Source organism: Chryseobacterium foetidum (genome assembly GCF_025457425.1).
GTDB classification, from domain to species: Bacteria; Bacteroidota; Bacteroidia; order Flavobacteriales; family Weeksellaceae; genus Chryseobacterium; species Chryseobacterium foetidum.
The window spans coordinates 173,683-199,812 of sequence record NZ_JAMXIA010000002.1; the positions used below are offsets into that span (position 1 = coordinate 173,683).

The window sequence follows — 26,130 nt, forward strand, 5'->3', positions numbered from 1 at the left end:
AGCAGATATTAATGCTTTTAGAAAAACAGGTGGTGGACGTTCGGTGATTTATCAGGTAAATCTGGAAGATTTTTGATATCATAACTCATTATTTGTGCAAGCTTACCTTGCACAAATATTTCATAATTTTTTTTGAGAATTGGGTCGGCAATTAGATAAAAGTATTTAATAATTATTTTACTGAAAGTTCAAATAGTTATAACTGGTTTTAAAAAACTTCTACAATAAAATTAATTTTTTTTAAAAGTTCAGTTTCGATATTTTAAAAAGTAAACATCGTTTTTTGAGATAATAAGAAAAGTTTAAGTTGTAGTAATTTCATTTCTTAAAAATCAGAATTTTTAATTTTGTTAAAAATAAATTTTTTCTTATTTTTTATAAGCAATAATGTATCTCCCTTGATTTTTTTTATAATTTTGAAAGGTAAATGTACTTCCCTCCAATAAATAGGAAAACTGTCATTTTGTAAACTTCCCGGGATAAGAAATTTTCTCTCCTCTAAATCTTTACTGTAATAAACAAAATTGTATTGATCATTAATGTAATCTTTTTGGTTTATAGTAAAACTATGTCCGATATTAAACATACCCTCACCTGAAGTTGATGTATTAAATTCATAATCATCAAAATCTCTAACAGTTGCCATTTTTTTATCGCAACTCAATATTGTAAAACAATATATTATTAATACAAACTTTAAATAACAATACTTCATATATTAAAATTTAAAATTTTCTTCAATAGTGCATAAAATATAAAGTTGTGAAAAATTAAAATGACAAAGTATTTTCTGATCTCAAGCCAAGATTATCATCGTTTTGAGATTTGTTCAATTAAGAAAACATCTTTTTTAAAGTTTCCGTAATTTCTTCGCTGGTAACATCGTCAAGAATTTCAATCATTTTTTGAGACTTAGGATTAACAAATCAACTACACATTAAAAGAAAAATGACCATCTCTTATATCTAAAAGGTGGTCATTTGAGTTAATATAAATTTTAGTGTTTGGGATTAAAAAACAAAAAGTATTCCATTTATTTGTCAAATAAGCCAAAATGAATTTTAAAGTCATGGTTTTATTGATTGAGAAAATCATCATTGTGCTAAACATACTATTTTTCTCAGTTATATCCAGAAACATTCCTGTCATTCTTTTACCAATTCCACTCTCATCATCAAAAGGTTTTCTGTGACTTGTGCCAAATGAGTGAAACCGCCTTCAATTTGACAGTATATTAGCTGCCATTAATATCCTTGCTATAATCGCTACAAACTTTTCTTTTTCCTCTTCGATTTCGTCCTCCGGTTTGGTAAATTTGTATCACATCGCAAATATATAGCACAGCTTTTGATAGGCATTTTAACGGCAGTGTAAATGATGTGTTATAGATGATTTGGAGACTGTTATAATATTTAATTTTCCTCCGAATAACTATGGCTCATAAGCAAATAAAATACTCAGATCAGGAACTGTTTTTGCTGATAAAAAACTGTCAAAGAAATAACTTTAATTACATTTATGATTCTTATAGTCCTCTATTGTATGGACTTTTGGTGGGAGCAGGACTTTCAAAAAGCTATTCCTGTGAAATATTAGAGCAGACCTTTGTCAATATTTGGAAAAACGATACCCCTATTTGCGTTTCTGATAAGACTTTTACAAATTGGATTATAAAAATTTTATTAAGATCTGTAAGAGAATATTTAACTTCAAATGATAGAAAATTTAAAATCAGTTTTGTAAAGTCAGGAGCTTTATCGATTGAATTTTTAGATGTGTGAAATGTTTAGAAAGGGTAATGTGGTCAAAAATAGTCGAAGCGGCTTTCTCAAAATAAATTTTTTACTTTACTGATCACTAAGTAAACTTATTTTAAAGGAACTTTTAAAATATTCCTTTTTCCAAAAAAGTATCAAATACCTGAATCGCATATTTAATGGTTACAAGAATTGCCAAATCATCAATTACATCTCTTATAAAAATCGTTGAATAATTATTTTAAAGTTTATTGCCAAGTACGTTAATGATAAGTCTGGTGATCTCATTAATATCGTAAGGTTTACTTATATATTGATTAGCACCTGCCTTTTTGGAAATCTTTTCTATATCAAGACTTGCGGAAAACGCAATAATTGGCAAGCCATTTATACTGGAATCTGACCTTATTATTTTGATAATTTCGTCACCACATATTTCAGGCATCCAGATATCCAACAAAAGAAGGTCTGGCTGCTCACTGTTAATAGTACTAATCAATTTTGAACTTTGATCTTCTTTAACGACGATATATCCTTCCATTTCCAAAAGAATTTGTAAAACGTCTAAATTATCCTGATCATCATCACAGATCAGAATTTTTAATTTTTTCATGCTGCTTTGAATAATTTTTTGTAAAGATAAAAGGAAAATAAAAAACTTATTGGATCCGATCAAATATATTTTAATATAATCGCTTTTACAGTGCGTTAGGAGATATTGAAAAATTAAAATGACAAATTAATTGTTTTTATAAAATGATCTATGTCAATTTAAAACATTCCCAAGTTGTGAAATGGAATTTAAAGCTGGAATAATAAAACTCTAATAGATCTCACAACTGAAATTATTAAATTAAAAAAAGGTGAAGCCCCAATATGAGTTGATAATAAATTTTGTTATCTTTTATTTCAAGTCTACAATCCTGCTCCATTTTTTTTATGGTTCGTATAACAGTCTCAACTCTTAATCCTGTTAACGATGCAAGCTGGTTTCTGGTATATGGAACGATGAAACTGTATTTCTCCGAATAACCAAAATATTTTTTAATATGGTCTAATAATTTAGTGATTCTGATAAATGGATTATTATCCGATAAAAATGAAGATACCAAGTATCTGAAATGAAGACGTTCAGCGGTATAATTGCTTATCTTAAGAAAAAGTTCCGGGTTTTCTAATAACAGTTTTAAAAACTTTTGCTTTTCAATTTTAATTAAATCACATTTACTGACAGTAATAGCATTTATTCCATATGGTGTTTCCGTAAACAAATAACTTTCTCCAAAACAATGACCCTTGAAAGGAAATCCATGAATGAACTCTTTACCATTTTCATGAAAATTATTAATTTTTACTATCCCTTCCTGTATTTGAAAGTAAAATTTTGATATTGTGCCTTCCCGGAAAATATATTCACCTGAATCATAAGAATATGTTACAGCACCATGAGAAAACAATAAATCCTCACATATTACCATAATTAAAATAGATTTAAAATTAAGATTTGCAAAAATAAGAAAAGTTACAATTCAATAATTTTGGGTAGCCACATTATTTTGATGCTAAAATACAAATATGAACGTTTCTTTTGGATATTAGTACTGTATGATATTTCGTGATCAGGCGCTGGCAGAGTTTTTCATAGCCTACATTCAACTAAGATACATATTCAATCAAACTTTGTGTTAAGAAAAGTAGTCTGAACTCATTTTTACTCTGCTTTTCAGCATTATTATTTATCAGACATAATTCAAGTATCCAGGTTGCCGTCAATATTATACTTCGGGATCAGCCGAAATAGGTGACTTATATGTAAAAAGAGATTGTGAGTAAAAAATCTTGTCCGAAAATGTAAATAAATCAGTTCATCTGCTGAGTTTATCTAAACATCTCAGTTTTATTGAGTATCGGCATACAGCCTATATTCCATCACGAATAATCTTTTAAAAGCTGTCGGTAACTGGTAAGTATTGCTGATTTTGAAATAAATCCGACGAATTTATCTTCACTATCTACGACAGGAAGATGCCACGTATCTGTATCGTCAAAAGTCTGAATAATTGAGGCTGGCTTATCGTTTGATTTCACGATTGCTGCAGGAATTTGAAGCATCCTGGAAATATTAAGTTTTTCGGAATCATTGAATAGATAAGGACGAATATCATCCAGTGTAAGTACACCTTTAAGCTCATTTCTGTCATTTACAACTGCAAAATTGTTTTTTCGTCCATTGCTAATCAGGTCATACAATTCCTGTACAGATGAATTTTCATGGATAATCTGAGAATTGAAATCGATAAAATCCCTGGTTCGCAGAGAAGACAAAAGATTGTTGTCGTGTTTGTGAGTAAATATTTTACCCTGGTCTGCGAGATTTTTCAGTTCAGGTGAAATTGGCGCAAACCATTTTGCAATAAGATAGGAAATAACTGCTACAATCATTAAAGGGATAAAGAGATCATATCCGAAACTTGATTCTGCAATAAGGAAGATAGCAGTAAGAGGAGCATAAAGTACACCGCTCATAGCACCTGCCATACCAACTAAGATAAGATTGGTGACAGGAACGTCAGAAAATCCCATGTTTTGACAGATCACAGCAAATAAAAATCCAACAGATCCGCCTGCAAAAAGGGACGGAGCAAAGTTCCCACCATTTCCACCGCTGAAAATAGTGAATGAAGTTGCAAAGGCTTTTAACAGGCAAACTAAAATTAAAAATACAATAACAGTCCATGCTTTTATTTCAAAATACCTGAAAAAACTGTTGTGGATCACAGAGTTTACATTTCCGTTGGTGAAATCTTTTACTGTTTCATAACCTTCACCAAATAAAGGCGGAAAAAGTACGCACAATAATGAAAGGACAGCGCCTCCAAACATTGCTTTTTTAAGTCGTGAAAGTTTCAGGCTATGAATAAAACTTTCCACTCTCTGAGATACAACTACAAAATATCTTGCGTACAATCCTGTCAGTATTCCAAGAATTAAATAGTACGGAACATTATAATAATTAAAGGGTTCGCGTGTATAGAACCTGAATAAAATATCTTCCTGAAGTAATATTCTCGATAGCAGGCTTCCGCAGACCGCAGCAACTACCAGTGGAATAAAATCTGTAAAGACGACACCGGTCAGTAATATTTCAAAAGCGAACATAATACCGGCAATCGGTGCATTAAATGCAGATGCGATCCCGGCTGTCGCACCTGCAGCAAGAAGGAGAGTTCTTTCTTTGTAACTTAATCTGTAGGTACGCGCATAGTTGGAACCGATTGCAGCACCGGTAACTGCTATAGGGCTTTCGATTCCGGCAGAACCTCCAAGACCCACGGTAACGGCACTTTGTATGATTTGTGAATACATTTTAACATTTGATACTATACTCGAGTTTTGCGCGATTTCATATAAAATCGCTCCGATTCCCTTTCTGTCCTGTCCTTTAAATATTGCAATTACTATTGTTCCCGTTAATACAATCCCGAGAAATGGAAAAAGAATATAGAAAATAATCTGATATTCAAAGTGTACATTATACGTTATAAAATAATGGATATTGTGAACAAATGTTTTTAATATCACACCTGCCAATCCTGCAGTGCATCCTACCAGAATACCTGAAAAAACCAAAAACTGATTTCTGCTCAGATGATTCTTTAGCCAATGGATAACAATTTCATAGCTGCGGGCTTTTTTAAGCCCGTATTGCTGGAAATCTCTTTTAAACTTAAGAAAACTGACGAATTTTTTTTTGTTGTGAAAATTCATTTTGAATAAAATGAAGCCGTTAATAATATACTTACAGGCAAAGATATTAAAACGAATTAACTATGTTTCTAACTTTTAACCATCTGTAGAAAGTCATTAAGGTTGATATTGAGCAGAAAAGATAATTTGTACTTATCTATCATCGATTACGGAATTTTTTTGAGTTTCTTAAGAATATTATTTGATTGCTAAATTTCAAGTAGAACTCTTCGTAAAAATGGCCAACTTCAATTATTAAAAAATTATTTTTCTGAATTATTTAAAATCTCTACGTTCTTCTCGTTTAACCTTTTTTGCAGCCAGTTTTTAAGCTGAGTCTGATCGACTTTTTCACCTGAATAAATAACCACAAATTGAAGTTTAGCACTATCTGTAAGAGGATACCTTTCAACCTTGCCGTATGATAAATCAGACATCGTAGGATATAGAATCTGAAGTTCTTTCACTAAAGTACTATCTGATAATTTATAAGTGTCCAGTTCCTGCCGTAATTTAGATATTGCTATATCTTTTTCAGATAAGTTGGTATTATTTTTACTGATCTCGCTTAATATTTCTGACTTCAGATCAGAGGTATTTTGTCTGATAGTAAACTTCGTATCGGGCAGTCCATTGTCTGCGAGCATCTTATTATATGAATCAATTTCAGCCTGCGTAAATTTTTTATTAAGGAAAGCGACGTCTATTGTTTTAGGAGTCGTATTATAGTTGATTTTTTTATAAATCAGCGTATAACCGTTATTATCAAATTCTTTCTGTATAAATGCGTCTGCTGTTTTGGTAAACTTTTTTTCATTAAAAAGATTGTATGCCAAATAAGAACTCGGCACAATCATCACAAGAATCAAAAATGATATTCCATATTTAATTCTTTTTTCGTATTTACTGTCAACGATTGAGGATGGATATCTCAGATATTTGATAACCAGGAAAGTGGCAATACAGATAAAAAAACAGTTGATCGTGTAAAGATAAAAAGCACCTAAAAAAAAAGAAAAATTAAAAGTTGCGATTCCAAATCCTGCAGTACATAAAGGTGGCATCAATGCAGTAGCAATGGCTACACCGGGGATTGGATTTCCTTTTTCCACCCTTGTTATTGCAATGACTCCAACCAATCCACCAAAGAAAGCAATAAGAACATCATAAATATTTGGTGCTGTTCTTGCCAAAAGCTCAGACTGTACATCTTTGAACGGGCTGATGTAAAAGTAAAAAGCAGAAACCATAAGACTGACTACGGTGGCAATCAAAAGATTTTTAAAAGACTTTTTCAGTAAAGGAAAGTTGTACGTCCCCAATGCAAAACCGGCTCCTACGATGGGACCCATTAAAGGGGAAATAAGCATCGCCCCAATAATTACGGCAGTAGAATTGACATTAAGACCAATGGATGCAATAATGATGGCACACGCCAGAATCCAGAGATTGGAACCACGGAATGAAATATTGGAAGTTACATTCTCCAATACTTTGTCCTTCTTTTCTTCACCGTTATGAAGATTGATAAAATTAAAAATATTATTCATCGTTTTGTGTTGATTCAGAATTCTTATTAAGAATGATATACCCGATAATTCCACCAAGAATTGATGCTGCAAAGATTCCTATCTTGGCCTGAGTCTGGTATTCTTCGTGTGTAAAGGCCAGCGAAGTTACAAACAGAGACATTGTAAACCCAATGGAGGCCAGAAAACCCAGCCCAAAAAGATTTTTAATGGTCATTCCTTCCGGAACTTTAGCAATTTTAAGTTTAATGAATACCGCAGTAAATCCTACTACGCCAAGAACTTTACCTGCCAATAAACCTAAAGCCACTCCCAAAGCGACATTAGTATCAAACAAACTGTTGATATCAATATCCAATGATACGCCTGCATTGGCAATTGCGAAAATAGGAATTATAACAAAAGTGACGATGGGATGCATTGAATGTTCCAGTCTTTGCAAAGGTGGAGTTGCTGCTATGGTTGCCTCGTTTATCTGTTCCAGCACATGTAGTTGGTCATTGGTGAGCGTGGGCTTGTCTTCTGTAGGATCTATATTTTTAAATGTTTCCAGATAATTGGTGATTTTGGATATGAAAACCGTTTCCTTTATCTTTACATCTGCAGGAATGGTAAATGCAGCCAATACTGCAGCAATCGTTGCATGTACACCGGATATGACAAAGCAAGTCCATACACCACAAATACCAAGGAGAGCAAAGAAAAATATTGACCTTACGCCCAATTTATTTCCTAGGTACATGACCGCCAGAATAAAAAGACCAATCAGCAGATAGGCCATTTGTATATCTGCTGTGTAGAAAAATGCAATGACCAAAACAGCTCCCAAATCATCTACAATGGCTAGTGCTGTTAAAAAAACCTTCAGAGAAAGTGGAATTTTCCTTCCCAACAAAAAGAGTACGCCCAATGCAAAAGCAATATCGGTAGCCATGGGTATTCCCCATCCTTTGTGCATTTCACCGGCAGGATTGAGAAGCAAATAGATCAGGGCAGGCATAACCATTCCACCGACTGCCGCTACAATTGGCAGCATTGCTTTTCGTGGATTGGAAAGTTCACCTGCAATAATCTCGCGTTTGAGCTCCAGACCCACTACAAAAAAGAAAACAGACATCAGTCCGTCATTAATCCAATGATGAATACTGAAATTAAAAAAACTCCGGTCATTCCAACGGAAACCAAAAGTCTGCTCAAGAATGTGATGATAAGCAGTTGATAAAGGTGAATTTGCAATGATGAGTGCAATAATGACACTGATACCCAGAAGCAGACCTCCTGATTTTTCCTGTTGAATAAAACGTTGAACAGGATATACAATTTTATCAATAGGTTTCTTAGGGTAATTTTTCATCATATTTTATAGTAGCTTACATGCAAATTTATAAATCATTAAAGTATTTTAATCCTTAATTGCTCAGATTTTAAAATAAATTTATCTAATATTATATCTTCAAATAAATTTAAAATAATGTCTACGAAAAAACTCAGTGAATGATATGCTACTCCAATCTGCGGAAATGATATTACTTCATCCTGCCTGTATGTCTCTGCCCTGGCAATTGTAGCGGCAGGTCAATATGCCTGGATAGCTCTTTTAATGGTGGCTGCTGTACTTTTTTTGTTCAGAAAAATTTATGGAGAAGTTGTCGGCGCACTGCCCCTGAATGGAGGAGCATATAATGTCTTGTTGAATACAACTTCAAAAAGCAATGCTTCCGTAGCTGCTTGTCTGACTATATTGTCTTACATGGCTACAGCCGTAATATCTTCCAGTGAAGCGATGCACTATCTGCACCATATAGCACCTTATTTTAATGTGAATATCGCAACATTTTTACTTCTGCTTATATTTTTAGGACTCACCATTTTAGGTATATCGGAAAGTGCTGTGGTTGCCTTGGTTATTTTTTTATTTCATCTGGCAACAATGACATTGCTAATCGGATCATGTTTTTTCTTTGTCTGGCAGAATGGATTTTCTGTACTGATAGACAATTTTCATCTTCCGGCAAGAAACGGCAGTATATTAACGGCAATTTTCTTTGGATTTTCGGCAGCCATGCTTGGGATCTCAGGCTTTGAGAGTTCTTCAAATTTTGTTGAAGAGCAGGAGAGAGGGGTTTTTGCAAAAACACTTCGAAATATGTGGATTGCAGTATCTGTACTTAATCCACTGATTGCTTTCCTTGTCATCTGCATTATTCCTATATCTGCAGTAGAATCTCATCAAAATTCTTTTTTAAGCTACATAGGAACATTAACCGGCGCCAAATGGCTTGCCACCATTATATCGATCAATGCAGTATCAGTGCTTAGTGGAGCGGTTTTAATATCCTTTGTGGGGGTGAACGGTCTGATTAAAAGAATGACGCTGGACCGCATTTTACCCAATTATTTTCTGAAGGAGAATAAAAGGGGGAGTACTTATAGAATTTTAATTCTTTTCTTTCTCTTGTGTTTCTCGGTATTGTTGGTGACCAGAGGACAATTGGCACCTCTGGCAGCTGTATATGCACTGTGTTTTTTAACGATCATGGCATCATTTGCTTTAGGAAATATCCTTCTCAAACTGAGAAGATCACGTTTGCCGAGACCTGAATATGCAAGACCCGACGCTGTATTGATCGCCCTGGCTGCAATTTTAATTGCTTTATATGGCAATGTGATGAGTAAACCTAAATATCTGATAACTTTTTTGCAGTATTTTATACCATCTGTGCTAATCATCTTAGCAATGTTGCTGCGAAAAGATATTATGCATTTTATTGTAAATATCTTAGAATCACTCTCAAAAAACTACAAAAGGTATACGCTTACAAGACAAAGGACCTTATATCGCAGCTTGAAAAAGCTTTATGCACAAGACTTTGTTTTCTTTTCAAAGGGAGACGATATTGCCACTCTCATTAAGGTAATGATGTATCTTCATGAAAATGAAGTAACCAATAAGATGAAGATCGTTACCGTACTGCATGATGCACAGAAACCTGACGAAAAATTTCTTGCTGATTTTGACACCCTGGACAGAGCTTATCCTGAAGTTGATATGGAATATATTACTTTAGTCGGAGATTTTACTCCTGAACTTGTGGAAGACCTAAGTAATCAATGGAAGATTCCCAAAAATTTTATGTTTATAAGCAGTCCCGGAGAAAAATTCAGTTACAGAGTCGATGAACTTGGCAGAGTAAGGCTTATATTATGATAACATGGTAAGTTTTTATAGCTAATTTTACAATTTGATCATCCTGTAAAGTTCTTTTACTACTAATATCTTTACGTCCCCTGAATACTTTTTCCAACAAGTAAGTGAAATAGGAATGTATATAGGAGATACCAGTAATCCATAAGATCTCATTACAATGGCATTTGAATTTCTTATTTTATCCTGTGAGAATTTTCTTTATTTAATTTGATCTAACCTTCTATTCCTGCTGTATTGCTATTAATAAGGAAAGTTCGTGCTTATAATACAGTGTATGAAACATATAAAATATTTTCGGGACAATCATCGTAAATAACATGATTGCATATGATGAAAGACTTTCATATATTCTTTTGAAGATTAATCGATAAATATAATTGATTATATTTAGTACTGAATAAAATGATATTAAAAGTTCACTTTAGTATCCATATTTTATAAATTTGTGCAGATTTATTGGGCTAAAGTAACTAAATTCATGTCTGTAATCTTTACTTAAATTTTTTCCTTTATTATTTATGACTAATTTTTTTACTGCTTTGGGGACCGAAGCACTTCTTGAAATCCTGAAACAATCTGGTGATGCAACAGCTATTTATACAGGATCGGATATCACTATACAGCTGGCAAATGACGCAATGCTTAGTATTTGGGGTAAAGATCAGTCCGTTCTCAGAAAGCCGATTGCAGAAGCTTTGCCGGAGCTTCAGGGGCAGCCTTTTCCGCAACTTTTAAAAAATGTATGGGATAATGGAGAAATGTATCAAGCCAGGGATATGCCTGCAACACTCGAAATCAATGGCAAGATGGTTACATCTTATTTTGATTTTGTTTACAAACCTATAATGAATGATCAAGGTGAGGTTTACTGTATTCTCCACACTACTGCAGATGTTACCGACAGGGTGAAAGCCTGGCAGATTGTACGTGAAAAAGAGGAGCGTGAGCAGCAGGTCAACGAAGAGCTTGCTGCCGCAAATGAAGAGTATCATTCAACAAATGAAGAACTCAATGAGACAAACATTTTACTGGAAGAAACACTACGTAAGCTTGAATATACTGAAAACAGGATGCAGGAACTCGTACGAACAACACCGGTAGGTCTTGCATTACTGAAAGGCCGGGAGATGATTGTTGAAACTGCCAACCCTCAAATGCTGTCCATTTGGGGTTATTCTGAAAAGGCACTTCTTGGAAAACCTCTTCTTGAAGCTTTCCCATTGCTCAAAGGTCAGGCTTTTTCTGATCAGCTGAATCTGGTTTATTCGTCAGGGCAGAAGGTATCTGTCAGAGAAATAGTTTACGATTCGTACTTAACTGATCAGCCGGAAAGAAGATATATTGACATCACCTTACAACCATTGATCAATGATAAGCTTCAGGTTGATTCAGTAATTGCAACTCTGATAGATGTCACTGAAAAAGTAAAAACAAGAACAGAACTTGAAGACAGGGAAATTAAATTGCAGGAGTATACAGAAGAACTCACTGTTCTCAATGAGGAAATACAAAGCAGTAATGAAGAGCTGGGTGCACTGAATGAAGAATACATGGCAACTAATGATCAATTGGAATTGGCAAATGAACAAATTCATTTATTGAATAATCAGCTCCGGAAAGAAAACACTGATTTGCTATTTGACAATCAGGAAATTAAAGATGATCTAATAACTTCGGATAACTTTAATAAGTTTTTGGAACAAAGACATAATGAACTGCTTACACTAAATAATACTATTCTCAAACTGAATGAAAAACTTTCTGACAGTGAAACAAGTTTTAGGAATTTGATTGCTCAGGCTCCCGTTGCAATGATGCTTGTAAAGGGTGATGATTTTGTTGTTACGATGATAAATATTTCTATGCTCAAACTTATAGGCAAGGATGCATCAATAGTTGGAAAACCACTCTTTGATGAACTTCCTGAACTCAAGGGACAGCACGCAGCCAATATGCTGGTGGAATCTTATCTGAAAGGTGTAACCCGTTTGGATTATTCTCATCCTGTGACAATTAACCGGGGAGGAAAGTCAGATAGCGGTTTTTTTAATTTTACCTATACTCCGTACATAGAAAATGGTAAAGTTACAGGTGTTATTGATATGGCAGTGGAAGTAACGCCACAAGTGCTGGCAATACAGGAGAAAGAGCAAACTATAGCAGAAAAAATTGCTTTGGAAGAGACTATTAGAAACAGTGAACAACGCTTGCATGGGATTCTTGAAACCATGGCTGAAGGTGTGGGTGTGACAGATGCAACCGGTCAGCTGGTATATGCCAATCCGATGGCACAACAGATATTAGGTCTTAGTGAAAGTACAATTAAAGACAGAAAATATGATGATCCGCAATGGCAGAACCTAAGACTTGACGGTTCTCCTCTTCCTTCAGAGGAACATCCCATGTCTATAATGTTTGCTACGGGAAAACCTGTTTTCGATTACGAAATTTGTGTGCAGCCACCCGACAGGGAAAGATTTTATATATCAATTAATGCTGCACCGATATTTGACATGGAGGGAAATATTTCAGGAGGTATAGGGACATTTATGGATGTTACGACAAGAAGGATGATCACACAGGGGAAAGACGATTTTATTAGTATTGCAAGCCATGAATTGAAAACACCTGTTACTGCTTTAAAAGCTACCATTCAATTACTGCAGCGATCGCACGAAAAGCTTTCCGGAGAAACCAGAGGAAGGTTACTGGATCAGTCCCACAAAAGTTTAGAAAAATTATCGCATCTGATATCTGACCTGCTTGACACCAGCAGAATTGAACAGGGACATTTGAAACTGGAAAAAAACTCTTTTTCAATATCAGAATTGTTTGATGATTGTTGCTCAGGTCTGGTTGATAGTTCAAGTCATGAAATTATTTTGGAAGGTGATACAAATCAGGTTGTAACTGCGGACAATCAACAGATCGGACAAGTGATGGTGAACTTCATAAACAATGCTATCAAATATGCCCCTGACTCGGCAAAAATTGTTATAAAGGCTAAAAAAATTAATGATGAGGAAATAAAAATAAGCGTGATAGATTACGGGCCGGGAATTCCTAAAGAGAAACTGACCCATCTTTTTGAGCGTTATTACCGCACCAATTATCAGGGTCAAAAATTTACAGGTCTTGGCTTAGGTTTATTTATTAGTGCCAATATTATAAAAAATCATGGTGGGAAAATTGGAGTTGACAGTGAGATTGGTCAAGGTTGTGAATTTTGGTTTACTCTTCCTATTGAAAAATACAACTAATTATATAATCTCCTTTTTCAAAACAATATCAATCAACGGAATCTGAACTCGTTGTGGTTCTGATTTTGCTTATCTAAAACCATGAGAGAAATATTTTTAGTCGAAGATGATCAGGCTATTAGGGAAGTGCTGGAGGTTTTTTTATCATCTGAGAATTATTCGGTAAAAACCTTCGGAAATGTCGAGGAATTTAAATCACGAGATACGGACATCACACCTGATCTCTACCTATTTGATGTTATGCTGCCAGATGGATCAGGTATAGAACTCTGCCAGGAGATAAGAAGCAATCAGGATAACGATGGAGTTCCCATTATCATAATGAGCGCTCATGCTAAACTAAGTGAATTGAGCAATCTGTGTAAGCCAGATGATTTTATTTCAAAACCTTTTGACATTGATAATCTGCTTTCAAGAATTGACAGAATCATAAAGTAGATAGGAGTTAATTGATACAACAGATTAGACGCTAATTTTTCCTAATTCTGAACAGGATTAACCTATTTAATAGTCAATGATCTATTTTAGGGGTCTGCGCATCATACAGCGGATGAATACGCTAGAGTTTATTCCTTTACCCAGCTTATTATTTTGGTGAAACTTCTGTGTCGTATCTATCAATTCAATATTTCTGACAAATATTGAATCAAATAATGTAAATAAACCCGTCGTTGGAAGATAGTCTATTTTTACAAGAGTATTAAACTTAATTTTTTTTACTGCTAATCAGTACCTCATAATTCAACCGTTCATTTTCAATCCAGAAATATTAATCTATTTTTCATTCATAATGTTATAATTTGTACAGATAAAACCATTCACTGTTCTTTTTTGTTCTACAATTAGCGATGAAATAAAGTATACTTTCTATACTATGATCCTGCTCATCTAACTGTTGACATTTAAATCGATACCTTCATCTGAAAGTAATAATTTCTTTGCAAAAACAACATCTGAAAATAAGAAGTATGGTTATAAATGAAAAAATATTGTTATCGTATGGAGCAGAATATCTAGATCTCCAAATCGGAGATTCTATTTTCAAGGAGGGAGAAACACCTTATTACTACTATCAGTTAGTTACAGGATCTATAAAATTATTTAACAGATTAAGCCTAAACAAAGAAATTGTACTGTGTTTTTTAAAAGACGGTAATTGTATTGGAGAATCTTATTTCTTTTCAACACAGTTGTATACTGTGAATTCGGAAGCATTACAACCCAGTACCATAATCAGACTAAAACTAAGCAGACTGATGATGCTTTTAAACGAGTGCAAGGAATGTGCAGAAAATCTATTTAAATCTTACTGCAAATCTGCGAATTATTACAATTTAATGATGAAAGCTATTTCACAGAAAGATCCGGAAATTGCAGTCTTAGCATATTTTTCATATTTAAAAAACGAGAACAATAATAAAGTTACCTTGATCCCCTATACAAGAAAACAAATTGGTTCATTAACAGGTTTGAGAACAGAAACAGTTATTCGCATAGTACTGCGTCTGGAAGAGAAACGACTTTTGGGCATTATAAAAGGAAAAATTTATTTTTAATTTAGGATCAAAATTGTTTAACTTTCTATTTCTATCATTTTTTGAGACTTTTAAATCAAATCATAAAGATTCTGTACAAGTTAAACAAAATACCAGATTACACAATATTTGAGAATCTGGTATTGTAATGGTTACAAACCAAAGTTAACAAAGACACTAAATCTAAATTTAGCTTCAATATCACCACTTGCTAGATTTGTATAAGTTGGAAGCATAAGTTCACTTCCCAAACTGAATTTTTTGTAAGATGTTTCAAAACCGAGCTTTCCATATATTGCGCTTCCCGCAGTACGAGGCATTACTTCTCTAAATTGTTTATTCCAGTCATAAACTTCTCCCTGTAATCCCAGTTTCCCGGAAATTACGCTATTCTCATTCTGCCATATACGGTAAAAGCCGGTTGCCGAGTAATTCCATTGATTTCCGAACTGATAATGTTTTTTGTTTTCAGTCTTGATGGTATAATCGGTATTGAAAAGAACAGCAACTTTATTTTTTTGATAGCGGTAATTCAAAACCATCTGATAATCCCAGCTTCCAGTACCCAACTGAAAACTGGGATTGGTTCCGGTAATACCTTTCTCATCAAATTTTCCAATAGGAACCTTAACACCTATACCTCCGTTTAGTTCATGAGCAGAGTCTTTTGAACTTACAAATTTATAAATCCCCATCACATTGGCATCACCAATGCCATCAATTTTAATATCTCCCTGTATGGTTTTTTTATTGTGGAAATGATAAGGAATACTTGCGTAAACGCTCAGCTTTTCAGTGACAGGGATTTTTCCCCAAATCTGAATGGTATTGAAATACTGATCTTGGGTCAGTTGATCTGTAAAGAGGTTTTCTTTAGCCTTGTAGTGCTGACTAAAGTATTTGACACCAATGAACTGAGGATTTAATAAGGATTCAAAACCCGATGACCCGTTTCCGGCAGCACACCCACAAGCATCACAAAAATATTTATACTGAGTAAAACCATTCACTCCCTCATGTGGTATATATAAACTGTAACTTTCATTTCTTGCCTGAAAGAATGTGAATATAAACAGATTGATAAGCACAAAAATTAACTTCGTCATTTTAAATATTTATTACTCTGCAAATTTTGGATTTGTGATAAAGTTTTTATCACTTAAAGTTTTTAAGAAAGCGATAATATATTGCTTTTCTTGCATGTTCATTGGTATACCGATGTGACCGTTTTGTTTTAATAAAGGATCAAGATTCGGTTGATTTTCAACATTTTCCGAATAAAAATTCATGACAGCATCAAGTGTATAAAAGCGACCGTCGTGCATGTACGGAGCAGTATGTTTAATGTTTCTAAGGCTCGGAACTCTAAATTTCATATTTTCATTCCAGTCTAAAGTAACCCTGTATCTACCTCTGTCATCATATTGGGAGTTGTAGTACATTCCGGTATTCCTGAAACTTTCATCTGTAAAGAGTTCACCGCTATGACAAGAGGCGCATTTGTCCTGAAATAATGCTGAACCTTGTGTTTCTTCACTTGTAAATACGGCCTGTCCTTTTTTTACCTGGTCATATTTAGAATCTGCTGAAACCATTGTAGCCATAAATTGAGAAATAGCTTTCAATATTCTTTCTCCGGTAATATTTTCGTCACCAAATGCAGCTCTAAACATTTTTTTATAGTTTGAATCTGCACTTAGTTTTCCAACCGCTTCAGGAAGTGAACTGTCCATTTCATTGATATCTGTAATGGCAACCAAAGATCTTTCATCCAAACTGTGTCCTACGCCGTCCCAGGTAAAGCGTGAAAGAAATGCCATGTTCTGAACGGGTGGTGCATTTCTGATTCCCAGTCTGTCATCGATTCCATGACTTACGTTATGACCGTGATGCGTAAACGCATACTCCTGAATATGGCAGAAACCACATGAAATCGTATTGTTTCTTGATAGTTTTCCTTCATAAAACAGTTTTTTTCCTAAAGCAATTCCATTAATGGTAATAGGATTCCCTGTCACATCAAATGTCATCTTAGGAAAACCGGATGGCGTTTGAAGATTGTAAGCTTCATCTTTTTCGATCGGTTCAATCACGTCATCTGAACATGAGGAAAATGTCACAACAGCACAAAAAAAGAAAATCCAAAGAGGGTTTGAAAACCCTCTTATAGATTTGATATCTATATTAGTCATTGTGTACGTGATCTACTTTAAACATTTTGGTAATGTTGTTGGTAACGTTAACCAAATATTGATTTGACCCCATTGCCATATTGTTGGTATTATCCAAGGACAATGCTGTCTGACCGCTTAGGTATTGATTAAGGTCTGCCAGAATATGGATTGAAGGCGTAATCTCTTTTGTTACTCTTGCTGTTGTAGGTAAATCAAGAGTAATTTCACGGTAAAGATCCGCTGTGTTGTTAGCGTTTACATTCCCCATATTCCCACAGTGGTTCATAAATTCAGTTGTTGGAGAGGATGTTCCATATTTTCCTTCAAACTTAGTAAAAATATATCCTGCAGCCCAAGACCAAGCCATCCCGGCAGTTTTAGCTTTTTGCCAAAAGATTCCTTGTCCGTCTTGTCCGATCAGATAAGCGGTTTGACTTACACCTAAACCAATTCTGATTTTTTTGTAATTGTTCTTCGGAATTTCTGTAAGGTTGATGTAATTGATCCCTGCAACTGCCTCCGCCTGATCGATAATAAATGCTCCTTTGTCAGGATTGTTATAGTTGTATTTGAACTCAACGCCGTTCTCATCGATTAACGTGATGTTACTTATTACATACTTAAGTGTTGAAAACTGGTGCTTTTGTCCGTTGGAAGAAGTTTGTATTGTTTGATTAAGAACAATGTTTCCTAAGTTATTGAAACCATTCTCAAATTTAACCTGAAGTTTCCCCGTTGTTAGGTCTGCGATATTATTTTCATCATCATCGCTTCTACAGGAGGTTACTGTCAATATGGTTATGGCGATAAAAAATAAGGATAAGAATTTGTAAATTTTCATTTTGATAAATATTTGCTTGTTAAAATTTAATTTTAGAATAATTGTTATAAATGTTAATTGAGTAGGATGCTGTACCGGAGATTACTTTTTAATGATTCTAATAATTCTTGTTTCGATCGGATGATAAAAAGAGAATTGATGCAATACCTCACTAAATTATCTTGTACTCATCAATTTTGAAGGCGCAGATATATCTTCAGACAATTTAATGTTTGAAACATGGCACTCCGTAATTGTTAAAGAAAGGAGCTACTTTAAATATTTTACAGTATCCTTTTTGAATGCTGATTTGAAGAAGCTACTGTATGATCCGTAAGATTTGCTTTTTTAAACCGCAGTATTCGATAAAGACATTGAAGCCTTCATTTTGTAGATGGGATCTAAAGTATTTACTACTTTAACATGTTTCACATTCCCGCAGTTCTCGGTTTTGTTTTCGCACCAACAAAAACTACTGACATTGTAAACGATCATGTCAATAAAATGTTCAATTTCATTTTAATGTTAGTATAAGTTTATATTCTGTTCTTTTCGGATAAAGAATTATACTGATGGCGGACGGAAAAGTTTATTGTAGATGATTGAATTGTAAGAGTCAGTATTAAATACACTGATATTTTCTCGAAGAAGTTGTGAAATTAAAGTAAAGCTGTCATTGAACTCTTCAATAATAACAAATACGTCAATTGAATTTAGATTAATTTTCTGACTGCTTTTGTTCACCTGTCCCTGTGCTGTCTTTGCCAGTTCTTTAGTAAGATAACATTTACCTTTACAAAGCAATTCCGGTTTATCTTTATTCTCACAAAGTTCTTTTGTTATGTAGTCGTAATTTACTGCATAAGAAATAAAAGGTAATACAGGGCGTATTATCATTTGAACAACTAAGAAAATTGAAATAATAAATTTCACAGAAGCAAATTTACTTTTTTTTCGCGAGGTTAAAAATGATATATGACATAGTTCTGAATAGAATAATTAATCGTTTTTTGAGATTATTTCAGGAAAGGCAAGATTATGGTTGCCTAACCATATTTTAACAAAAAAAACCGTCACCTACCGTAATAAGGTAGATGACGGTTTGCTGTTCTTAACGTACACCTAAAACGAACTCAAGCTAATTACTTAACTACGGTGGCTTCAAGCTCCACGGTCAAGGTTGCAAAAAGACCTTTTACTTCCAGTAATGTCGTTGCCTGCTGTATACCATGTTTCATCAAAAACGGTACATAAATGTCCATACAGGTATTAAAAAAATCATTAGTGTTAGTTGTAAAAACATTTAATCTAACAATATTCTTACACTCATAACCTGATTTACTGATAAGCTGCTCCAAATTAGCAATTGTCTGTACTAACTGACTTCTCATATCTTCAGAACTAGGAATACCATTCGAATTGATTGCTACTTGTCCCGAACAATACAAAGTTCCTTCTGATTGCTTAACTTCTACCGCTTGTACTGAATTTGTGTTTTTACCCCAAGCCCAAGGGTCAAATGATGTTTTCTGCATTTTATTACTTTTATTTGTGAGCGACAAAGGTAAAATGCACTTGTGACAGCCCTATGTCAGAGGTGAAAAAAGTTAATTAAATTTATCAAAATATTCCTGCAAAGTCATCTTGTGTGGCTCAAATTTCTCTGTCATAACAACCATTTTTGATATTCTGTCTAAACGAAAATACCTAAATTCTTTTCTTAAACGGCACCACGCAATGAGCAGCCAGTTTTCGGTCGTACTGACTAAGGCAAATGGCTCTACGATACGATTTGATGATAAATCCTCTTTGTTCATGTAGTCAATACTGATTAACAAAAAATTAGTTAATGCATACTGTAGTTCAGAGATATTATTGCTATTCCGTTCCCTGTTGACATTTTGAGCAAAGCGTGTTCGCTCACCCAATAGATTAACCTTATCTTTCCCAGAGTCTCTTAAGATTGCTTTGATTTTATCAATTGCCTCACAATAATCTTTGACAAAAGATTGATCTTTGTTTTTTAACACCAATTGTTCAGCAAGAATTAGTGCATTCGCTTGGTTTTCTGTGAACATAAGAGGAGGAATCCTATAGCCTTCCATCATATAATAACCTTTGCCCTCTTCAGTCAATACAGGAACTCCAGCCTGTTCCAACGCTCTGATATCTCGGTAAATTGTTCTTATGCTTACGCTAAACCTTTCAGCAAGGTTTGTGGCTGTTACAAGTCTTGTTGTCTGAAGTTGTGTGATAATTGCTGCAAGCCTTGAAAGACGCTTAGTATTATTATCATTCATTGTATAATTCTATATTAAAATCATTTATGTCAATAATATCGTTTTTTGAGACATTCATTAAACTACTAGTAAATTTTACTGTGTTCAATTTTCAATATTTTTAACGACTGCATTTTCTTTATTATTCTAATTATAGTTTCTAACCTAAGTCCTGTAAGAGTAGCCAGCTGATATCTGGTATAAGGAACTTGAAAACTGTACGGTTCTGTATGACCAAAATAATTCTTTAAATGATCAAGTAGTTTTTGAATTTTAATCACCGGATCTTTAACACTTAAGAATGAGGAAATCAAATATCTGAAATGAAGACGTTCTGCAGTATAGCGATTCACATCTAAGATAATTTCAGGTTTTTTTTGTATCAAAGTGAAATAATATTGCGATTTCGTTAAGATTATGATTTCAGATGTTGCCAAAGCTGTTGCACCAATTCCATATGGTGTATCAGTATACAAATATGACTCTCCAATACAATGACCTTTAAAAGGAAATCCGTGCACAAATTCCTTTCCATCATCGAAGGTATTATTAATTTTTACAGTTTCTTCCAGAATTTGAAAATATTTTTTTGTCAGAGTACCTTCACTAAAAATAATCTCATTTTCGGAATAAGATCTAACCTCTGCTCCGTTTTCAAATAAAATGTCTTCCGAAATAACCATATATTAAAAATACATTCTAAAGTAAAAAAAAATATATTAATGTGACAATATCTATATGAGATTGGTTGAGTACTGATTTAAAATTGGAGAAAGATACAGGCATATCATTTGTATCCTTATAGCATTTAATACACCAAATATAAATATTATGGAAAACCAAATTACAAGACGTAACGCTATTGGGAAAATAGCAACAACACTTGCTGTGGTCGCAGTTGCACCCACTAGCTTAGCACAGTCACCATCCTCAAAAACAAAAAATGCTCAATCTCCAGATCTTACTGATCCCACTAAAAAATATTTTAAGCCACCCTTTAAACGCCAAACCCAGCCATTCCCAGGAATAGGTGGTAAAATGACTCCTGTTCCGGATCACGGTGAAAAAACATATGTAGGTTCTGGGAGGCTAGCTGGAAGAAAAGCATTGATAACAGGAGGTGATTCCGGTATTGGCAGGGCAGCTGCAATTGCTTATGCAAGGGAAGGAGCTGATGTGGCAATCAACTATCTACCTGCAGAAGAGGAAGATGCTAAAGAAGTGATTGCACTTATTAAAAAAGAAGGTCGTAAAGGTATTGCAATTCCGGGAGACATAAGAACTGAAGAATTTTGCAAAAAATTAGTGGAAAAGGCTGTAGAACAACTAGAGGGATTAGATATATTGGTCAACAATGCGGGACATCAAAAAAGTAAAGAGTCAATATTGGATATATCCACAGAAGAATTTGACTGGACTATTAAAACAAATATGTACGCACCCTTTTGGATTACAAAGGCTGCCTTACCCCATATGAAACCAGGCTCAAGTATAATAGGGCTATCTTCAGTTCAGGCATACGATCCATCAGCAGATCTTTATGATTATGCTCAAACTAAGGCTGCAACAACAAACTATGTGAAATCGTTGGCTAAACAATTAGGACCAAAAGGAATTCGAGTAAATGGTGTTGCACCAGGACCTGTATGGACGCCTTTGCAGGTGAGCGGTGGACAAACTCAGGAAAATTTAGAAAAATTTGGTGGAGACACTCCATTAGGAAGGCCTGGTCAGCCTGCTGAACTTGCTTCTATTTTTGTGCAACTCGCAGCTAATGATGCTAGTTTTGCAACAGGACAGATTTATGGTTCGGCCGGGGGAAATGGTCAGCCTTAATTTAAAACATCTGTAAAATATAAGACTGTCTCTCCGGAGGCAGTCTTTTACTTAGCGAATGATTTATTTAACTGTCCAGATTAGTTTAAATGTCTTAAATGAATTAATAAGCTGAATATTGGGTCATCTATTATTCATGCAATTTAGTCATTGTATTCGATACAACCGATAAGGTTAAAAATTCAATATAGTCGTTTATTTGTATCACAGGCACTTATTGAAATTATTATTGGCATATTATTAGATAATTTTTTTTGCAATCACAAAATTATCTAATATGAACAACAAATTGATTAAATGGTCATTAGCAGCATGTGCGTTGACCCTTGCATTATCATGCTCAAAAAAAAATGAATCAACTCATTCATTCGATCCCAAGTCTGCAGATTCTACAAATGTTTCTTCATTGAAACCGACAGGAGGCGCACCCGGGTGGGGAAAAACAATCAAGCCCGAAATGCAGGCTGTCATGGAAAAGCTGGCAAGCTATGGCGACAAACCCATTGAAACCCTTACTCCGGAAGAAGCCCGAAAAAACCATACACCTACCGATGCGGTTATGGATCTGGTAAAAGAAAACAATATCGCAGTTCCAGCACCAAAGGTTGATACGACAGGAGTAAATATAAATGTTGCAGGAGGTAAAATTCACGCCAGAATTTATACTCCAAAAACCGGTAAAGCATCATACCCTATCATCGTTTACTACCATGGCGGAGGTTTCGTTATTGCAGATCTTGATGTATACAACGCGTCGGCGCAGGGATTGGCAGAACAAACAGAGTCAGTAGTGGTATCTGTTGCTTACCGTTTAGCTCCGGAAAATAAATTTCCTACAGCACATAATGATGCTTTTGCTGCTTATGAATGGGTAGTTAAAAATGCCGCGACAATTAAAGGTGATGCTAAAAAAATAGCAGTCGTCGGTGAAAGTGCCGGAGGAAATCTTGCCGCCAATGTTTCTATAATGGCCAGAGACAAAAAGATTATGATCCCTCTACATCAAGTTCTTGTCTATCCGATTGCACAGTCTCATATGAATACAGCGTCATATACCAAATATGCTGCTGCAAAACCTCTGAACAAACCCATGATGGAATGGTTCACAAAACATTACCTGAATAACATGACTGAAGCCAAAGATCCAAGAATTTCTCTCGTAAATGCTAATTTGGCAGGCCTTCCTCCAACAACGATTATTACTGCAGAAATCGATCCGTTGCATGACGACGGAACAATGTTGGCTGAAAAGCTTTCTGCTGCAGGAGTAAAGGTGAACAGCAAAAATTACGACGGTGTAACTCACGAATTCTACGGAATGGCCATAGTAGTACCTCAGGCAAAAGAAGCTCAGGCCTATGCTGCTGAACAACTGACAGCAGCTCTTAAATAATATTACATCTGCATTTAAAATTTGAAAGTATAAAATCCCCATGATCAAACTGGGGATTTATTTTTAGAATAAGATATAATTATTACAAGTAAATTCAACATTCCAAATCAATTTATATTATGAATAAGCAAGAAAAAGATGACATTGAAAATTATGTAAGATATTCAGACGAGATCGAAGTAATGCAACCCAACGAAGATGAAGAAAGCCGCGCCGTGGTAGAATCTATGGCGAGAGTTAATAAAATAATGTTTGAAAGTTATCGTCATGCCGTGCGTGATGCTCATGCCAAAAATCATGGAATTCTTCGCGGAGAACTGGAAATCTATGATAATCTGCCGGAACACCTAGCTCAGGGTCTTTTTAAAGAACCGCGGAAATATCCTGTAATCATCCGTTTCTCCACTGCACCGGGAATGATAGAACCAGACAAAAAATCTTCTCAGCGTGGAATGGCCATTAAAATAATCGGTGTGGAGGGCGAAAAGTTTTTAGCCGAAGATAAGGATGCTCTGACTCAGGATTTTCTTTTAGTCAATTACCCGATCATCCCAACAGGAACAGTTAAAGATTATCTTGATCAGCAGAAAAAAGTCGAAGAACATATTAACACTCCTGAGCTTTTCCAGAGTGTTCAGGGTGCGATGCTTGTTGCAGGACGAAAAATTAAAAATTTAATTGGAAAAGAAGAAGATCCCAATCATTTCAGCATACCCGGATCGCATATTTTAGGTGACCGCTATTTCAGTATGGCTGCAATACGGTACGGAGATTACGTCGCTAAAATTTCTATCGCTCCCAAATCAGAGAATGTTGCATCATTACATGGAAAAGATATGGATGAAGATTTAATAAAAAATGAACCCGAAAGTTTTCTGACTACTATTGTAAAAAACTTTTTTGAAAATCAGACTGCTGTTTACGAATTGTCTGCACAGCTGTGTACAGATATTGAGAAAATGCCGGTTGAGGACGGCTCCGTTCAATGGATGGAAGAAGACAGCCCATTTCAGGGTATTGCCAGTTTGACTATTCATCCGCAGGATACATTCAGTCCTGCCCGGCGAGTATATGGTGATGATGTTTTAAGTTTCAATCCATTTCATTGCCTCCCGGAGCATAGACCTCTCGGCAATATCATGAGGGTTAGAAAACTTGCATACGAAACTTCATCCAAATACCGTCATCATATGAATTCATCTCCACGCGTGGAGCCTATCAGCATAGATGAGTTGCCTGATTAATGTACGCAATCTAACAAAAAAGAAATCCTAAGTAGTTTGGATTTCTTTTTTTATTAAACTAATTCACGCCGTTTAAAGTTTTCCTGATCAAAATATAAAGTCAAAAGGAGTTTTTGTCGTCTTGTGTATCACTAAAATTCAAGTTTATACTTTCTATGTGCCTCAATAATAAATCCTGGAAAACCATTATCTAAACTAAATTTTAATACATTTGCGTCTGTAGCTGTTAAATTCGGATAGTGATAACATCTAAATTTTTATCTATTAAACCGAAGAGAACGCCAGCATAAAAATTTAATCGTTTTTTTGAGACTTTAAGGTCAATGCTAAAATTATTTAATAGGGACAACCATTCTCTCCTTAGCATTATTAGACCATTGAACTTGCCATACTCGACCATCAATTTGGTCAATTAGTATAAAATTATACATGTTGGTCGTTGGATGAAGAAAAAATCTACCATTTTTTTCATCTTCCTCAGAAACAAGGTATACTAAAGATAAAGAAGTTTCTAATTGATTGCTTTTTGTATCCCACTGAACTTGCCACATCTGACCGTTCCTTGTATCTAATTTAATAAACGTGTACATATTTCGTGTAGAAAAAAGCCTATACACTACATTATTATCTGTAGAAATATTTTGAACAGGTGCTTCAGACGTAGTTTGAGCAAATGAAGTGTGTGCAATCAAAATAAAGATAAAGATTATTAACTTTTTCATGAGATTGATTAAATACCTTTTGCTACATCATAAGATATGATCGCTTTAGTTGGAAAAGTTTGAAAATTATCTATAGCTAACAAAACAGCGTATCGATTTTTAAGTTCTAATGCTTTTCCATAATGATAGCCAAGCGTATACTGATCAGGATTGTCTTTATCCATTTGATTTAATAATAATTTCTCTATATCAGTTTCAGGAACAATTTGCACAACAGCTTTTGTTTCGTTTAAAATTTGACAATTATATTTCATGAATTGTTTTTCGAAATTAATATTTACTTTTTTTTGTTCGCCTTTTGTTGCGCAGCTTTCTGTTGTTTAAACTTAAGAAAATCAGCTTTAATTTTAGCCTTTAGAATTTTCTCACCTTCTTTAATTGCAATATCTTCGGTTGCAAACAAAATATCTGCAAGAGTTTTACCTTCACTCATATTGGTTGGGGTTCCATCTTTAGCAGGAAACCAACATGCTAAAAAACCGGGCTCCTTTGTTGTGCGATTATGTCCTGGAATAGCACCTACAAAAAATGAGTATGCGTGCTCTTTAATTGTTATTACTACTTGTTTTGATTTCATTTTTATTTCGCTTTTTGATATTTTAGCTTTAATATTACTCTTTTTATAG

Annotated in this window: 24 protein-coding genes; 8 read left to right on the forward strand and 16 right to left on the reverse strand. The window is 34.5% G+C overall.

Features of this window, described 5'->3' with window-relative positions; translation table 11 throughout:
* Window positions 1–325: 325 nt before the first annotated feature.
* The gene (locus NG809_RS18105) at window positions 326–646 is read right to left on the reverse strand and encodes a hypothetical protein (RefSeq protein WP_262152737.1); all 321 of its coding nucleotides are present in this window, start codon (window positions 644–646) and stop codon (window positions 326–328) included.
* Between the two features lie 787 nt (window positions 647–1,433).
* On the opposite strand from NG809_RS18105, the gene NG809_RS18110 reads away from it, so the two are divergent.
* Window positions 1,434–1,781, forward strand: a complete 348-nt coding sequence (locus NG809_RS18110; RefSeq protein ID WP_262152738.1) for an RNA polymerase sigma factor — start codon at window positions 1,434–1,436, stop codon at window positions 1,779–1,781.
* 217 nt (window positions 1,782–1,998) lie between these two features.
* Here the strand turns inward: NG809_RS18110 and NG809_RS18115 are convergent, their stop codons facing one another.
* The 5 genes from NG809_RS18115 to nhaA all read right to left on the reverse strand — a co-directional run bounded on the left by NG809_RS18115 (window position 1,999) and on the right by nhaA (window position 8,387).
* Complete coding sequence (locus NG809_RS18115; protein WP_262152739.1) at window positions 1,999–2,370, reverse strand: response regulator; 372 nt, start codon at window positions 2,368–2,370, stop codon at window positions 1,999–2,001.
* Between the two features lie 235 nt (window positions 2,371–2,605).
* Window positions 2,606–3,235 carry a Crp/Fnr family transcriptional regulator gene (locus NG809_RS18120; protein WP_262152740.1) on the reverse strand — a complete coding sequence of 210 codons (630 nt, stop codon included), beginning with the start codon at window positions 3,233–3,235 and terminating at the stop codon, window positions 2,606–2,608.
* A 451-nt stretch (window positions 3,236–3,686) separates the two neighbouring features.
* On the reverse strand, window positions 3,687–5,525 hold the full coding sequence (locus NG809_RS18125; RefSeq protein ID WP_262152742.1) for a chloride channel protein: 1,839 nt from the start codon (window positions 5,523–5,525) through the stop codon (window positions 3,687–3,689).
* Window positions 5,526–5,767: 242 nt separating this feature from the next.
* Window positions 5,768–7,054, reverse strand: coding sequence for a DUF389 domain-containing protein (locus tag NG809_RS18130; protein ID WP_262152743.1), 1,287 nt, complete (start codon window positions 7,052–7,054; stop codon window positions 5,768–5,770).
* The gene (gene nhaA, locus NG809_RS18135) at window positions 7,047–8,387 is read right to left on the reverse strand and encodes a Na+/H+ antiporter NhaA (RefSeq protein ID WP_262152785.1); all 1,341 of its coding nucleotides are present in this window, start codon (window positions 8,385–8,387) and stop codon (window positions 7,047–7,049) included. Before nhaA ends, NG809_RS18130 begins: the two co-directional genes overlap by 8 nt.
* A gap of 156 nt (window positions 8,388–8,543) precedes the next feature.
* Between nhaA and NG809_RS18140 the strand changes: the two genes are divergently transcribed.
* The 4 genes from NG809_RS18140 (at window position 8,544) to NG809_RS18155 (ending at window position 15,057) form a co-directional block, all read left to right on the forward strand.
* Window positions 8,544–10,241 carry an APC family permease gene (locus NG809_RS18140; RefSeq protein ID WP_396124953.1) on the forward strand — a complete coding sequence of 566 codons (1,698 nt, stop codon included), beginning with the start codon at window positions 8,544–8,546 and terminating at the stop codon, window positions 10,239–10,241.
* Window positions 10,242–10,759: 518 nt separating this feature from the next.
* Window positions 10,760–13,501, forward strand: a complete 2,742-nt coding sequence (locus tag NG809_RS18145; protein WP_262152744.1) for a PAS domain-containing protein — start codon at window positions 10,760–10,762, stop codon at window positions 13,499–13,501.
* An 81-nt stretch (window positions 13,502–13,582) separates the two neighbouring features.
* Complete coding sequence (locus tag NG809_RS18150) at window positions 13,583–13,939, forward strand: response regulator transcription factor (RefSeq protein ID WP_262152745.1); 357 nt, start codon at window positions 13,583–13,585, stop codon at window positions 13,937–13,939.
* Window positions 13,940–14,469: 530 nt separating this feature from the next.
* Entirely contained in the window at window positions 14,470–15,057 is a 588-nt protein-coding gene (locus NG809_RS18155) for a Crp/Fnr family transcriptional regulator (RefSeq protein ID WP_262152746.1), read from the forward strand.
* Window positions 15,058–15,188: 131 nt separating this feature from the next.
* Here NG809_RS18155 and NG809_RS18160 read toward each other — a convergent pair whose 3' ends face one another.
* The 7 genes from NG809_RS18160 to NG809_RS18190 form a co-directional block, all read right to left on the reverse strand.
* Window positions 15,189–16,142: a transporter gene (locus NG809_RS18160; protein ID WP_262152748.1), complete on the reverse strand. Its 954-nt coding sequence runs from the start codon at window positions 16,140–16,142 to the stop codon at window positions 15,189–15,191.
* Window positions 16,143–16,154: 12 nt separating this feature from the next.
* Entirely contained in the window at window positions 16,155–17,228 is a 1,074-nt protein-coding gene (locus tag NG809_RS18165; protein WP_262152749.1) for a cytochrome-c peroxidase, read from the reverse strand.
* The gene (locus NG809_RS18170) at window positions 17,221–18,051 is read right to left on the reverse strand and encodes an MbnP family protein (RefSeq protein WP_262152750.1); all 831 of its coding nucleotides are present in this window, start codon (window positions 18,049–18,051) and stop codon (window positions 17,221–17,223) included. Before NG809_RS18170 ends, NG809_RS18165 begins: the two co-directional genes overlap by 8 nt.
* A gap of 543 nt (window positions 18,052–18,594) precedes the next feature.
* The gene (locus NG809_RS18175; RefSeq protein ID WP_262152751.1) at window positions 18,595–18,927 is read right to left on the reverse strand and encodes a hypothetical protein; all 333 of its coding nucleotides are present in this window, start codon (window positions 18,925–18,927) and stop codon (window positions 18,595–18,597) included.
* Window positions 18,928–19,172: 245 nt separating this feature from the next.
* Window positions 19,173–19,565 carry a RidA family protein gene (locus NG809_RS18180; protein ID WP_262152752.1) on the reverse strand — a complete coding sequence of 131 codons (393 nt, stop codon included), beginning with the start codon at window positions 19,563–19,565 and terminating at the stop codon, window positions 19,173–19,175.
* Window positions 19,566–19,637: 72 nt separating this feature from the next.
* Window positions 19,638–20,330 (reverse strand): helix-turn-helix transcriptional regulator, encoded by a 693-nt coding sequence (locus NG809_RS18185; RefSeq protein ID WP_262152753.1) that lies wholly within the window; start codon window positions 20,328–20,330, stop codon window positions 19,638–19,640.
* A gap of 65 nt (window positions 20,331–20,395) precedes the next feature.
* A complete protein-coding gene (locus NG809_RS18190; protein WP_262152754.1) occupies window positions 20,396–20,992 on the reverse strand; it encodes a Crp/Fnr family transcriptional regulator in 597 nt (198 codons plus the stop codon).
* A 148-nt stretch (window positions 20,993–21,140) separates the two neighbouring features.
* Here NG809_RS18190 and NG809_RS18195 point away from each other — a divergent pair, with 148 nt between their 5' ends.
* The 3 genes from NG809_RS18195 (at window position 21,141) to NG809_RS18205 (ending at window position 24,782) form a co-directional block, all read left to right on the forward strand.
* A complete protein-coding gene (locus NG809_RS18195) occupies window positions 21,141–22,145 on the forward strand; it encodes an SDR family oxidoreductase (RefSeq protein ID WP_262152755.1) in 1,005 nt (334 codons plus the stop codon).
* A gap of 277 nt (window positions 22,146–22,422) precedes the next feature.
* The gene (locus NG809_RS18200; protein WP_262152756.1) at window positions 22,423–23,538 is read left to right on the forward strand and encodes an alpha/beta hydrolase; all 1,116 of its coding nucleotides are present in this window, start codon (window positions 22,423–22,425) and stop codon (window positions 23,536–23,538) included.
* 119 nt (window positions 23,539–23,657) lie between these two features.
* Window positions 23,658–24,782 carry a catalase family protein gene (locus NG809_RS18205; protein ID WP_262152757.1) on the forward strand — a complete coding sequence of 375 codons (1,125 nt, stop codon included), beginning with the start codon at window positions 23,658–23,660 and terminating at the stop codon, window positions 24,780–24,782.
* 332 nt (window positions 24,783–25,114) lie between these two features.
* On the opposite strand, the gene NG809_RS18210 is transcribed toward NG809_RS18205, so the two are convergent.
* Genes NG809_RS18210 through NG809_RS18220 form a run of 3 tightly spaced genes read right to left on the reverse strand, consistent with a single transcriptional unit; the run spans window position 25,115 to window position 26,081 of the window.
* On the reverse strand, window positions 25,115–25,504 hold the full coding sequence (locus NG809_RS18210; protein WP_262152758.1) for a hypothetical protein: 390 nt from the start codon (window positions 25,502–25,504) through the stop codon (window positions 25,115–25,117).
* A gap of 8 nt (window positions 25,505–25,512) precedes the next feature.
* On the reverse strand, window positions 25,513–25,758 hold the full coding sequence (locus NG809_RS18215) for a hypothetical protein (RefSeq protein WP_262152759.1): 246 nt from the start codon (window positions 25,756–25,758) through the stop codon (window positions 25,513–25,515).
* A 23-nt stretch (window positions 25,759–25,781) separates the two neighbouring features.
* Window positions 25,782–26,081: a hypothetical protein gene (locus tag NG809_RS18220; RefSeq protein WP_262152760.1), complete on the reverse strand. Its 300-nt coding sequence runs from the start codon at window positions 26,079–26,081 to the stop codon at window positions 25,782–25,784.
* Window positions 26,082–26,130: the final 49 nt, after the last annotated feature.